The sequence below is a fragment of the Cupriavidus sp. IDO genome, from assembly GCF_000812465.1.
Lineage (GTDB): Bacteria > Pseudomonadota > Gammaproteobacteria > Burkholderiales > Burkholderiaceae > Cupriavidus.
On sequence record NZ_JWMA01000104.1, the window covers coordinates 158,811 to 171,465 of the forward strand.

Annotated in this window: 13 protein-coding genes; 5 read left to right on the plus strand and 8 right to left on the minus strand. The window is 66.6% G+C overall.

Annotation, left to right across the window (positions count from 1 at the left end; genetic code table 11):
• Positions 1–4: 4 nt before the first annotated feature.
• The 4 genes from xerD to RM96_RS25450 all read right to left on the minus strand — a co-directional run bounded on the left by xerD (position 5) and on the right by RM96_RS25450 (position 3,403).
• Positions 5–1,003 (minus strand): site-specific tyrosine recombinase XerD, encoded by a 999-nt coding sequence (gene xerD, locus RM96_RS25435; RefSeq protein WP_082016703.1) that lies wholly within the window; start codon positions 1,001–1,003, stop codon positions 5–7.
• A complete protein-coding gene (locus RM96_RS25440; protein WP_039014492.1) occupies positions 1,000–1,479 on the minus strand; it encodes a methylated-DNA--[protein]-cysteine S-methyltransferase in 480 nt (159 codons plus the stop codon). The genes xerD and RM96_RS25440 overlap by 4 nt, the downstream gene beginning before the upstream one ends.
• Positions 1,480–1,610: 131 nt before the next feature.
• On the minus strand, positions 1,611–2,579 hold the full coding sequence (locus RM96_RS25445) for a tripartite tricarboxylate transporter substrate binding protein BugE (protein WP_039014493.1): 969 nt from the start codon (positions 2,577–2,579) through the stop codon (positions 1,611–1,613).
• A gap of 221 nt (positions 2,580–2,800) precedes the next feature.
• Positions 2,801–3,403 (minus strand): chalcone isomerase family protein, encoded by a 603-nt coding sequence (locus RM96_RS25450; protein WP_238587403.1) that lies wholly within the window; start codon positions 3,401–3,403, stop codon positions 2,801–2,803.
• A 229-nt stretch (positions 3,404–3,632) separates the two neighbouring features.
• Between RM96_RS25450 and RM96_RS25455 the strand changes: the two genes are divergently transcribed.
• Entirely contained in the window at positions 3,633–4,532 is a 900-nt protein-coding gene (locus RM96_RS25455; RefSeq protein ID WP_039014494.1) for an AEC family transporter, read from the plus strand.
• On the opposite strand, the gene queG is transcribed toward RM96_RS25455, so the two are convergent.
• Positions 4,492–5,754, minus strand: a complete 1,263-nt coding sequence (gene queG, locus RM96_RS25460) for a tRNA epoxyqueuosine(34) reductase QueG (protein WP_082016705.1) — start codon at positions 5,752–5,754, stop codon at positions 4,492–4,494. The two genes, RM96_RS25455 and queG, sit on opposite strands and share 41 nt — an antisense overlap.
• A 16-nt stretch (positions 5,755–5,770) precedes the next feature.
• On the opposite strand from queG, the gene tsaE reads away from it, so the two are divergent.
• A complete protein-coding gene (tsaE, locus tag RM96_RS25465) occupies positions 5,771–6,283 on the plus strand; it encodes a tRNA (adenosine(37)-N6)-threonylcarbamoyltransferase complex ATPase subunit type 1 TsaE (protein ID WP_039014590.1) in 513 nt (170 codons plus the stop codon).
• Positions 6,277–7,776: an N-acetylmuramoyl-L-alanine amidase gene (locus tag RM96_RS25470; protein WP_039014495.1), complete on the plus strand. Its 1,500-nt coding sequence runs from the start codon at positions 6,277–6,279 to the stop codon at positions 7,774–7,776. The genes tsaE and RM96_RS25470 overlap by 7 nt, the downstream gene beginning before the upstream one ends.
• A gap of 273 nt (positions 7,777–8,049) precedes the next feature.
• On the opposite strand, the gene RM96_RS25475 is transcribed toward RM96_RS25470, so the two are convergent.
• Entirely contained in the window at positions 8,050–9,075 is a 1,026-nt protein-coding gene (locus tag RM96_RS25475) for a bile acid:sodium symporter family protein (protein WP_039014496.1), read from the minus strand.
• A 92-nt stretch (positions 9,076–9,167) separates the two neighbouring features.
• On the opposite strand from RM96_RS25475, the gene RM96_RS25480 reads away from it, so the two are divergent.
• Positions 9,168–10,085 carry a LysR family transcriptional regulator gene (locus RM96_RS25480; RefSeq protein ID WP_039014497.1) on the plus strand — a complete coding sequence of 306 codons (918 nt, stop codon included), beginning with the start codon at positions 9,168–9,170 and terminating at the stop codon, positions 10,083–10,085.
• A 15-nt stretch (positions 10,086–10,100) separates the two neighbouring features.
• On the opposite strand, the gene RM96_RS25485 is transcribed toward RM96_RS25480, so the two are convergent.
• Positions 10,101–10,880: a class I SAM-dependent methyltransferase gene (locus RM96_RS25485; protein ID WP_039014498.1), complete on the minus strand. Its 780-nt coding sequence runs from the start codon at positions 10,878–10,880 to the stop codon at positions 10,101–10,103.
• Between the two features lie 137 nt (positions 10,881–11,017).
• Here RM96_RS25485 and RM96_RS25490 point away from each other — a divergent pair, with 137 nt between their 5' ends.
• The gene (locus RM96_RS25490) at positions 11,018–11,836 is read left to right on the plus strand and encodes a helix-turn-helix transcriptional regulator (protein ID WP_039014499.1); all 819 of its coding nucleotides are present in this window, start codon (positions 11,018–11,020) and stop codon (positions 11,834–11,836) included.
• A 22-nt stretch (positions 11,837–11,858) separates the two neighbouring features.
• Here the strand turns inward: RM96_RS25490 and RM96_RS25495 are convergent, their stop codons facing one another.
• A complete protein-coding gene (locus RM96_RS25495) occupies positions 11,859–12,617 on the minus strand; it encodes an SDR family NAD(P)-dependent oxidoreductase (RefSeq protein ID WP_039014500.1) in 759 nt (252 codons plus the stop codon).
• Positions 12,618–12,655: the final 38 nt, after the last annotated feature.

Genomic DNA, 12,655 nt, shown 5'->3' on the forward strand with positions numbered 1-12,655 from the left:
TCTGTCAGCCGCGCGGATGATGATGCTGGTGCAGCTCACGCAGGCGCTCGCGGGCCACGTGCGTGTAGATCTGGGTGGTGGAGATGTCGGCGTGGCCAAGCAGCAGCTGCACGACGCGCAGGTCGGCGCCGTGATTGAGCAGGTGCGTGGCGAACGCATGCCGCAGCGTGTGCGGCGACAGCGGCGCGTGAATATCGGCATCGCGCGCGTGGCGCTTGATGAGGTGCCAGAATGCCTGGCGCGTCATGCCCTCGCCGCGCTGCGTAACGAAGAGGGCGTCGCAGGCGCGGCCGGCGAGCAGGGCCGGGCGTGCCTTGGCGAGGTATTCGCGCAGCCAGTCGCCGGCCTGCGCGCCGAACGGCACAAGCCGTTCCTTGTCGCCCTTGCCGCCGACCACGCGCGCCACACCCTCGTTCAGTCCGATCTCGACGGTCTTCATCTGGGTCAGCTCGGACACGCGCAGGCCGCTCGCGTACATCAGCTCCAGCATGGTGCGGTCGCGCAGGCCAAGCGGCGTGGCGGTGTCGGGCGCTTCCAGCAGCGCTTCCACCTGGGCTTCGCTGAGTGTCTTCGGAAAGCGCGGCGGCTGCTTGGCGGGACGCAGCAGGATGCAGGGATCGGCTTCGATCATGCGCTCGCGCAGCGCCCACTGGTAGAAGCGCCGGAACACGGCCAGCCGCCGGTTGGCCGACGAGGCCCGGGTCTCGGCATGGCGCGCGGAAAAGTAGGCTGACAGCGCACCGTCGTCGACCGCCAGCAGGTTGCCGTGTCCCGCATGGGGCAGCCAGCGCGCCAGCATCGACAGGTCGCGCTGGTAGGCGTCGATGGTGTTGCGCGAGAGGCCGTCTTCGAGCCACAGCGCGTCGCAGAACCGGCCGACCAGTGCCAGATCGGAAGCAGAGGCGCTCCCGGCTTGCGCGTCTGCCTCGTCCAACGCCGCCTTGCGAGCCCCGGGGCGGGTGGTCTTCGCCTTGCTTGCGGCGGTCTTCCTGATTCCGGTCATATCAGCATCGCGCCCTCATGGCGCAGCAGCCAGCGTTTCACGTCGAGGAAGAAGCCGTCCTCGGCATGATGCGAGAAGCCGCCAATGCCTTTGGCGGAAATAACGCGATGGCAGGGAATCACGATCGGGAAGCAGTTCTGGCCGCACGCCTGGCCGACGGCCCGCGGCATTGCGTCCAGGGATTTGGCGATGGCGCCGTAGGTCGTCACCGCGCCGCGCGGGACAGCGCAGATGGCCTGCCAGACCTGGCGCTGGAATGCGGTGCCGGCGGGCGCGAGCGGCAGGTCGAAGCGCGCGTCGGGATCGGCGTAGTAGGCGTCGAGCTGCGCGGCGAGCAGGCGCGTCACCTCGTTCTCCGGCGCGCGGCTCATCGTGCTCTCGGGCAGGTACTGGATCTCCCGGATCAGCGCGCCGTCCGTGCGCACGCCGATCTTGCCGAACGGGGCGGAAAGGATGGCATCGAAATTGGCTGGCATGGCGGCTGTGGTGGGGCGAAGTCTGGATTTTAGTGCTTTTTCTCGCCCGGGCGCCGATTGGCTCGAGGTGTGCCCGGACACAAAAAAGGGCCGCCTCGCGGCGGCCCCTGCAGGCTTCTCAGGCGTGAAGCTTATTGCTCAAGCTTGATGTTCTGCACCTTCACCAGCGTTTTCATCTTGTCGTATTCCTTCTTGATTTCCGCAGCATGCTGGGCCGGCGAGTTGCCCGACGGCTCGGCGCCGGCGGTGCGCAGGCGTTGCTGGAAGTCCTTGTCCTGCAGTGCCTTCACGGCTGCTTCGTTCAGCTTCCTGATGACTTCGTCAGGCGTACCCGCCGGTGCCACCAGGCCGTACCAGGCCGGATCGTTCGGCTCTTTCAGGCCCATTTCGCCGAAGGTCGGCACGTCGGGCAGCGAGTCGAGGCGCTTGTTCCAGGCCACCACCAGCGGACGCAGCTTGCCGGCCTTAATGTAGGGCATCGATGACGGCAGGTTGTCGACCATGATCGGCACCTGGCCGGCCAGCACGTCGTTCAGCGCCGGGCCCGCGCCGCGGTAGGGGATATGCACCATGAAGGTCTTGGTCGAGACCTTGAACTGCTCGCCCAGCATATGGCCGAAGCCGCAGGTGCCCGACGACGCGTATGAATACTTGCCCGGGTTGGCCTTCAGCACGGTCAGGAACTCCTTGTAGTTCTTGGCCGGGAAGTTCGGATTGACCGCGATCACGTTGGCCACGTTGGCCAGGTTGGTGATGGGTTTGAAGTCCTTGATCGGGTCGTACGACAGCTTCGGGTTGCACGCCGGGTTCACCGCCATGGTCGACACCGTCGAGATGCCGATGGTGTAGCCGTCCGGGGCCGACTTCGCGATGGCGTCAGCGCCAATCGAGCCGCCGCCACCGGCGCGGTTTTCCACCACCACCGGCTGGCCGAGAATGCGGCTCATCTGGTCGGCGGCGCCGCGGCCGACGATGTCGGTGGTCCCGCCGGGGGCGAACGGAATGATCAGCCGGATCGGCTTGGAGGGAAAGCTCTGCGCGTGCGCGAACGATGCCGCGGCAGCCAGGGCCAGGGTCAGGGCGGTTTTGCCAGCTTGCATGAGATCATGTCTCCCGTCAGGAAAGTCCGGGCAGGGGTGGGACCCGGAAACAGAAACGCCGTCGCATGGCCGCAGGTGGCGGCCACGCACCGGCAACGTCAAAGTAGTTGTGAGGCTGTTTCAGAATGAAGCGAAGCGGTTCTGGCTAGGCGCGCGGCCGCAGACAGTACAAGTAGTACGGCAAGGCCGCGCAACGACGCCAGAATCATTCTGAAACAGCCTCATCCACCTAGCAGGCCGCGCTTGACGTCTCGGTCGACCGGGTTATCGCCAAGGAAGATGCGCAGCACTGCCTGATAGAAATCCTCGCCGGGGATCGGACGGCCGCGCGGGGTGCCGTTGATGGCGACCACGGTGCCGCTGTCCGGCGAGAAATCGATGTTGATCACGTCGCCCTTGTGGGCGGTGCCGACCTGGTCCATGGTCTGCTCGAGCTGCACCAGGCGGGCGGACAGCATCTGCAGCTGCAATTCGCTGTGATTCTGGCGCATGCCCTTCTGCATGGCCTTGACGAACGTCACCGGGTCGGTTTCGCGCAGCATCCGCAGCTGCAGGCGCTTGGATCCGGACGTGCCCAGCACCACCGTGGCGTTGCGCGCTTTCTCGGGCAGGTACAGCGCGGCTACGTAACCCTTCAGCACGAGGCCGGCGCGCAGGCCGGTGCCGTTGAGCTGCAATTCCTTGCCGCCCACGCGCGCCGCGTCATCGAACCGCATGCCCTCGATCACGCTGGCGCCAGCCGCGGGCAACAGCGCGCCCAGCGTCACGCTTATGCACAGCGTGGCGAGCTGGTGACGGAGGCGGTGGGCGGTGTCCGCGTACAACGACGGGGACGACGACCGGGAAGGGGTACGGCGGGGCAACATAGGGCAGACATACAACTTGGCATGCCATGCTCGCGCAATTCTGGAAAAATACCTATCCGTATCTGCCCTAATCTGCACATTTTTCACACCAATCCCTCTGCCAGGGGGATTGCTCACGGCCGTGCCGATTGTTATCCCCGACATGCACGGCGACCCTCGCTGTTGCCAATAGAACAATAAAGACAAGATGTCATCTGCTCTCCTGCTGGTGCCGGACTTCAGCCTGATCCTGATCGGCTGGCTGCTGGTGCGCTATTCCCCCTTTGACCGCGCCTTCTGGGGAGGGGTGGAGCGACTGGTCTACTTCGTGCTGTTTCCCGCGCTGCTGCTGCAATCGACCAACAGCGCAGTGTTCGATTTCTCCTCGACCTCGGCCATGCTCGGCCTGGCGCTGCTGGTGATGGCATTCGGCATGGTGGGCGGCTACGCGGTCAAATGGGTGCTGCGGCCGGACGACATCAGCTTTGCCTCGGGCCTGCAGACCGCGTTCCGCTTCAATTCCTACATCGGGCTGGCGCTGGCCTCGCGCCTGGGTGGCAGCGAGGGGCTGGCAATGATGGCGGTGATCGTGGGCTGCACGGTGCCGCTGTGCAACGTCGCGGCGGTCTGGGCGCTGGCGCGGCATGGGGAAACGCGGCTGTGGCGCGAACTGGCGCGCAACCCGCTGATCCTGGCCACGGCCGGCGGGCTGCTGACCAACCTGATCGGGTTGCACCCGCCCGAAGTGGTGGCGATGACGCTAAACCGGCTGGGCTCGGCCTCGACCGCGCTGGGCCTGATGACGGTCGGTGCCGGGCTGCAGATGAGCGGCGCGACCGGCACGGTCGGACCGGTCGCGTGGTGGAGCGGCATCAAGCTGCTCGCCATGCCCTGCCTGGCCTGGCTGGTGGGCCGGCTGCTGCCGCTGACCGAACTGCAGTACCAGATCGTGGTGCTCTATGCCTCGCTGCCGACGGCTTCAAGCGCCTACATCCTGGCGGTGCGCATGGGCGGCAACGGGCCGATGGTGGCCGCGACGATTTCGGTGATGACCGTGGCGGCCATCGTCACGACACCTCTATGGCTGGCGCTTGTGAGTCAGGGATAGTGCCCTGCGCGAGCGCCCAGTCGATATGCTCGCGCACCATCGGCGAGGCCGACTCGCGGCGGCTTTCCAGCGCCTCGCGGATGCGGGTGGCCAGCGCGGCATCTTCCGGCCTAGTGCCTGACAAGGCCGTGCGCAGGCTGTTGCCGAGCCCCACGGCAAGGTTGCGCAGCCAGCGTTCATGGCCGATACGGCGGATCGGGCTGCCTTCCAGACGCTGGTTGAACTCGGCCTCGGTCCACAGGAACAGTCCGATCATGTCCGGCGCATCGAAGCCATTGCGCACGTCGAAGTCGGGCACCGTCGCGCGGTGCGCGAACTTGTTCCACGGGCAGGCCAGCTGGCAGTCATCGCAGCCGTACACGCGATTGCCCATCGGTGCGCGAAATTCCACGGGGATCGCGCCCTTGTGCTCGATGGTCAGGTAAGAAATACAACGGCGTGCGTCGAGCCGGTAAGGTGCGAGGATGGCGCCGGTCGGGCAGATGTCGATGCAGCGGTGGCAATTGCCGCAGTGGGATGCCTCGGGCGGATCGGCGGGCAGCGGAATGTCCACCAGGATCTCGCCGAGGAAGAACATCGAGCCACCGTCGCGATCGAGCAGCAGCGTATGCTTGCCGCGCCAGCCCAGTCCGCCCTGGCTCGCCAGCGCCACTTCCATCACCGGTGCGGAATCGGTGAAGACGCGATAGCCGAAGACGCCGATGGCCGTCTCGATGCGGCTGGCCAGCTGCTGCAGCCGGTTGCGCAGCACCTTGTGATAGTCGCGGCCACGTGCATAGAGGGAAATCACCGCCGTGGCAGGGTCCCCCAGCCGCGCCAGCTCGTGGCGGCGCCAGTTGGCCTCGCCGCCGGCTGGCAGGTAGGGCATGCGGGCAACGATGGCACGCACGGTGCCGGGCACCAGTTCGGCCGGACGGGCGCGCCGCGGGCCGTGGTTCGCCATATAATCCATGTCGCCGTGGTAGCCCTGCGCCAGCCACGCCATCAGTCCCGGCTCGGCATGGCTGAGATCGACATCGGCGATGCGCACCGAGCTGAAACCCAGCTCGGCGCCCCATTCACGAATCGATGCCGCAAGCGTCTCCAGCGGGGCCGGGCCTGCCGCTTGCGCGGCGGTTTCCGGCCTGGAAGATGCCGCGGATGGTCCGGTGGAAGCGCCGGCGGAGCGGCCGGCGGAACGGGGAGTGGGGGCGGCTGGCGCTTCGGCTGCTCGGTCGATCATCCCTGAATTGTACGCAATGCCCTTGCTTGAAGAACGCACCCTGACGCTGCCTGACGAAGCCGCCACCGCGCGGCTTGGCGCCGCGCTGGCCGGCACGGTGCGCACGATGCCGCCGCGCACCGTGCACCTGCAGCTGTCCGGCGATCTCGGCGCCGGCAAGACCACGCTGTCGCGGGCGATCCTGCGCGCGCTGGGTCACGCCGGCAAGGTCCGCAGCCCGACCTACACGCTGTGCGAGCCTTACGAAGTGGCCCGCGCCGACGGCTCGGCGCTCACCGTCTATCATTTCGACCTCTATCGTTTTGCCGATCCCGAGGAATGGATCGACGCCGGATTTCGCGACTGCTTTGCCGAGCCGGCCTTCAACCTGGTCGAGTGGCCGGAAAAGGCTGGCCGCCTGCTTGGGGAACCCGACCTGCACCTGTTGCTCCAATCGGACATGGCCGGCCCCGACGAGGCCGGCGAGCGGCGCACCGCCACGCTGCGCGCCTATACTCCCACTGGACTTACCCTGCTTAACGCATGCTGATCAAGCGACTCGCCACCGACCGCCCCGATGGACCCGACGGAGTGCTGCAGGCACGCCGCAAGTGGATGGCGCAATGCCTGAAGCTGGGCGCCGGCACTGCCGTGCTGACGCTCGCCGGGCCGCAGATCGTCTTTGGCGCCGGCATCGTGGCGGTGCGAGTCTGGCCGGCCGAAGACTACACGCGCGTCACGATTGAATCCGATACGCCACTGGCCGCCGTCCATCAGATGATCCGCGACCCGGACCGGCTGGTGGTGGACATCGACGGCCTCGACCTCTCGCCCACGCTGCGCGAGCTGGTCGCCAAGATCACCCCCAACGACCCCTATATCCAGACCGTGCGCGTCGGCCAGAACCGCCCGCGCGTGGTCCGCATGGTGTTCGACCTGAAGGAAAACGTCGCACCGCAGGTGTTCACGCTGGCGCCGATCGGCGCGTATCGCAACCGCCTGGTATTCGACCTCTACCCGGTCAACCCGCCCGATCCGCTCTGGAAGCTGGTGCGCGACACCGAAGAGAAGCAGCGCCGCTTTGCCACCAGTGCGCCGTCGTCGGGCTCCGACAACATTGCGGGTGCGCCGGCCGGCGCCGAGGAAGATGCCATCGGTGCGCTGGTCCGCAAGTTCGACGAGAAGGGCGAGATTCCGCCGAGCACGGCGCCGGTGCCGCCGGTGGTTGCCTCAAAGCCGAAGCCGTCGACCCCGGTCATCCCGACGCCCAATGCCCCGGTCGTGCCGCCGGTCGCGCGGGATAATCCCACTGCCGAACGGCCTTTCAAGATGCGTCGCCTGCTGACGGTAGCAATCGACCCGGGCCACGGCGGCGAAGATCCCGGTGCGATCGGTGTCTCGGGCTCGCGCGAAAAGGATGTGGTGCTGCAGATCGCGCATCGCCTGCGCGCCAAGATCGATGCGCAGCCGAACATGCGCGCAATGATGACGCGCGATGCGGATTTCTTCGTGCCGCTGAACGTGCGCGTGCAGAAGGCGCGCCGCGTGCAGGCCGACCTGTTCGTGTCGATCCACGCCGATGCCTTCCTGTCGCCGGAGGCAAAGGGTGCGTCAGTGTTCGCGCTGTCGGAGCGCGGGGCGTCCAGCACCGCGGCGCGCTGGATCGCGAACAAGGAAAACGCCTCTGACCTGATCGGCGGGGCCAATATGGGCAACAAGGATGCGCAGGTCGCGCGCGTGCTGCTGGACTTGTCCACCACCGCGCAGATCAACGACAGCCTGCAGGTCGGCAAGGCGGTGCTGTCGGAGATCGGCGGCGTCAACCGGCTGCACAAGGGCAGCGTGGAACAGGCCGGGTTTGCCGTGCTGAAGGCGCCGGATATTCCGTCGATCCTGATCGAGACCGCGTTTATCAGCAATCCTGAGGAAGAGCGCAAGCTGAATGACGATGCGCATCAGGAGCAGTTGGCCAATGCGATCCTGCGGGGGATTCGGGCTTATTTTGCGCGGAATCCGCCGTTGTCTAAGAATCCGTCGGTTTGAGGGACGCGGCCGAAAAAAAGTGCTTCGCTGGATTGCGGGGTTTGGTTCTTGGAAGCGCTGCTGTTTCGCCGGCGTAGCCGGCGACCTCCTTTTTGACGGCGCCCAAAAGTAGGTCGCCCCTTCAGGGGCGAAACCTGAGACCGTCGACCCTCGACAGCAGCCAGCTGCAGCCACTAACCTCAGGCTCACCAGCAGCAGCCCCTTCAAAGACCCCAGCCCCACAAATCGGTGAAGAACCAAAAGAACGCGTTTTTTCTTGGCGATGCGCGGTAGTCAGGCCCGAGCCGCCGCCCGATCCTCCACCAGCGCATCTCGGTTCGCATAACGCGCCGCAATCACCGAGCACACAATCAACTGCAACTGGTGATAAACCATCAGCGGCAACACCAGCAGCCCCAGCGCCGGATGCCCGGCGAACAGGATCTTGGCCATCGGAATGCCATTGGCCAGGCTCTTCTTGGAGCCGCAGAACACGGCCGTGATCTCGTCTTCAACCGAGAAGCGCAGGCGGCGCGCCGTGAAGGTGGTCGTGCCGAGCACCACGAACAGCAGCATGGCGGACAAGCCCATCACCGCGCCGATGGTCTGCCACTGATATTGGTGCCACAGGCCGGCGGCAGTCGCATCGCAGAACGACGAATAAACGATCAGCACGATCACGCCGCGGTCGATCTTGTTGGTGACCTGCTTCCGCTTGGCCAGCCAGCTGCCGATCAGCGGGCGCAGCAGCTGGCCGAGTGCGAACGGCAGCAGCAGTTGCAGGGCCACGCCGGTCAGGGCCTTGCCCAGCGGCATCGAGGCGCCGCTGGCGCTGATCACCAGCCCCATCAGCAGCGGCGTGACGGCCATGCCGATCAGCCCGGAGATGGTGGCGTTGAAGATCGCGCCGGGTACGTTGCCGCGCGCCATCGAGGTCATCGCGACAGAAGAGGACACCGTCGACGGGAGCGCGCACAGGTAGAACACGCCGAGCAGCAGATCGGGCGGCAATGTGTTGTGCAGCGACAGCATCAGCAGCAGGCCGATGACGGGGAACACCACGTAAGTGAACGCCTGCACGAACACGTGCAGCCGCCAGTGCTTCGCGCCTGCCACCAGCTTGTCGCGCGACAGCGCCGCGCCGTGCAGGAAAAAGACCAGCGCTACGCCCAGGCTGGTGACCAGGCCAAGGTGCAGTGGCCCTTTTCCCGAGCCGATTTCCGGGGCAATCAGGGCGATGCCGATGGCCGTCAGCATGATCAGGACAAAGCCGTCGATCAGGTCATAGAGCTTCTTGAGTTTCGAAAGAATACGAGACATGACTGCTGCTAGTTAGGGTTTTGCCTAGTATTGGACGTTACCCAGGTCTAGAATGCAAATTCATTTATCGAATCCATTTATCTGATCGTTGCATGAATTACACACTCCGGCAGTTGCGGGTGTTCCTGGCGGTGGCCGGCAGCGGCGGTTTCAGCCGTGCCGCCGATGTGGTGGGGCTGACACAGCCGGCGGTAAGCCGTGGTGTTGCTGAGCTGGAAGAGGCACTTGGCGTGCGCCTGCTGGACCGCACCACGCGCGAAGTGGTGCTGACCGATGCAGGCCATGCGCTGGCGCCCGCGCTGGAACGGCTGCTTGGCCAGCTGGACGATACGCTCGAGGAAACCCGCCAGCTTGGTGAGCGCTATCGCGGACGCGTGGTGATAGCCGGCGCGCCTACCATTTCGGCACGCCTGATGCCGATGTACGTGGCGGCCTGCGCGGCGCAATACCCCGAAATCCGCCTGACCGTGCGCGACAACGTGCAGGCCGACGGCCTGGAGCAGGTGCGGGCCGGCGCGGTGGACTTCGGCGTGCTGATCGATCCGCTGGTGCAGGACGGACTGACCATCGAAGCGCTGGCAACCGATCCGTTCTGCTTCGTGTGCCGGCGCGACCATCCGCTCGCGCAGTCCGAGTCGGTGCCATGGGCGGCGCTGCACGGCATGCGGCTGGTGCTGCTGGACTTTGCCTCGGGCAGCCGGCCGCTGATCGACCGCGTGTTCGGCCGGCACGGCGTGGTGCCGCAGGTGGTGCAGGAGCTCGGCCACTCGGCCAGCGTGTTCGGGATGGTGGAGGCGGGGATCGGGGCGTCGGTGCTGCCGTCGTTCTCCCTGCCGCTGCCGGCCGCGTCGCCGCTGGTGTGGCGGCCGCTGGTGCCGTGCGAGGAACGCCGCATTGTCATGGTGCGGCGTGAGGACCGCTCGCTGTCGCCGGCGGCAGCAGCGGTCTGGGACCTGGTACGCAAGCTGACCGTCCGGGCCGAGCCGCCGATGATGGACGCAGCGGCCTGAGCGGTCAGCCTCCCGTCAGCCGGCCGTTACCATCAGTGCTTCCAGGTCGAAGCTGCCATCGGCCTGCACACGATAGTGCTCACGCACTTCGGTCGGCGCCACCTGCCAAAGATGGCGAATCGCTTCGACCGCCAACGCGGGTGTGCGCATCCGCCTGACCCAGCTCTCGAATTCGATCCCGATTCGCCATACCGGCGACACGGCAATGCGATCGGCCCCGAAACCGGCGGCTTCGAGCATTGCCCGCCAGGCCGGACCGGTGTAGTCGCGCACATGTGAAGGATCGCGCAACAACTCGACCGATTGCAGCCAGGTATCGCGCAGCGGATCTTCCGCGCCGGCAATGTCGATCAGGATCAGCTTGCCGCCGGGCTTGAGCACGCGGCGGATTTCGCGCAGGGCAGCCGGCACGTCGCGCCAGTGGTGGGCACTCATGCGCGAGACCACGGCGCAGAAGCTTGCGTCGGCGAACGGCAGCACCTCCGCAGCGCCTTGTTGGGTGCGGATATTGGCCAGTCCGCGCTCCCGGGCCGCGCCGGCGACCACGGCGAGCATGTCTTCCGACAGGTCATAGGCCGTGACCTGCGCCGCCACCGTCGCCGCCGCAAAGCTGGCGTGGCCGGCGCCGCAGCCCAGGTCGAGCACGCTGCTCTGGCCTCGCTTCGCTTCGGGAATCAGCGCCGCCAGCTCTTGCTTCAGGTGTTCCAGGTCCGCGCCCTGGGCGTGCACGGCGCTGGTGAGGTAGGCGCTGGCGGTGGCGCCGAATTGCGCGGCGACGAGTTCCTGTTGTTGCATGGCTGCTCCTGAACCGGGCGATCTGCCGGCTTTCTCGTTGACGGGGACTTGCCCGCTAAGCGGGTGTCACGTACTGTATGCGGGCCATTTTCCCGGTACAAGTCAGCAATTTATCCTGGTATAACAGGCACCAGTCTATGCAGGCCGACGCCGACCTCCAATCCGTAACCGCTCCCGCTACCCATGAAGCCAGCCGCGAAGCCGTGCTGGGCGCCTTCCTGCGCGCCCACCGCGAGCGGCTGTCTCCCGGCGAGGTCGGTCTCTCTCCCGGCCGCCGCCGCCGCACTCCCGGCCTGCGCCGCGAGGAAGTGGCGCAGCTCGCCGGTCTGAGCGCGACATGGGTAACTTGGCTGGAGCAGGGTAGGCCGGTGACCTTGTCCGCGCGTGCCTTGGACAGCCTAGCGGCTGCCCTGCGCCTGTCGCGGGCCGAGCGGGCCTATCTGTTCGAGCTGGCCGGACGCCGCGATCCGCGGCAGGCGGAAGACGAGGCGGTGCCGCCAGCGGTGCTGGCCTCGGTGCAGGCGATCAACGGACCGGCCTATCTGCTCGACCGCCAATGGAACGCGCTGGCCTGGAACGCTGCCGCCGCCGAATTGTTCGTCGGCTGGCTGGACGCCGGCAGCCACGAGCGCAACCTGCTGCGCGCCATGTTCCTGTCGCCGGCGCTGCAGGCACTGGTCGAAGACTGGCCGCACCGCGCGGCCCGGCTGGTGGCGGAATTCCGCGCCCACAGCATCCGCTTTGCGGAGGATCCGCCGACGCGCGCACTGATCGAGGGACTGATGGCAGACAGCCCGGCGTTTCGCGCCGACTGGCTGTCGCAGGATGTGGAGGATCGGGAGGGCGGGCGTCGCGGCTTCCGGCACCCGGCGCGCGGTCCGCTGCAATTCGAACAGCTGACGCTGGTACCCGCGGCCGCGCCGGGGCTGATGCTGGTGATGCTGATGCCGGCATGAGACCGGCAGCAGCATCAGAGGCTTACTTGGGCTGCATCCGGATCGCGCCATCCAGGCGGATCACTTCGCCGTTGAGCATGGTGTTGCCGATGATCGCCTTGGCCAGCTTGGCATACTCGGCCGGGCGGCCCAGGCGCGGCGGGAACGGCACCATCTTGCCGAGCGCGTCCTGCACTTCCTGCGGCATGCCCAGCAGCATCGGCGTCTCGAAGATACCCGGGGCGATCGTCATGCAGCGCACGCCGTCGCGCGACAGGTCGCGCGCGATTGCCAGCGTCATGGCAACCACGCCGCCCTTCGATGCCGCATAGGCAGCCTGCCCGATCTGCCCGTCGAAAGCCGCCACCGATGCCGTATTGATGATCACGCCACGCTCGCCTTCGCTGTCGGGCGTGTTCTGCACCATCGCCGCAGCGGCCAGCCGGATCATGTTGAAGGTGCCGATCAGGTTCACGCGGATGGTCTTGTCGAAGGCATCCAGCGGGTGCGGCCCGTTCTTGCCGACCGTCTTGTTGGCTGTCGCAATGCCCGCGCAGTTGATCAGCCCGGACAGGCGGCCCAATGTCTGCGCGGCTGCTACAACCGCCTGGCCGTCAGCCTCGGAGGTCACGTCGCACTTGACGAACTGTCCGCCCAGCTCCGCCGCCAGCGCCTTGCCGGTGGCTTCGTTCAGGTCGGCGATCACCACCTTGCCGCCCGCCTCGGCGATCATGCGCGCGCTGCCCGCGCCCAGGCCGGAGGCGCCGCCGGTGACGATGAATACGTTGCCCTGGATTTCCATCTGCTGTCTCCTCGTTCGTGGGTTGTCGTTTACGTAAA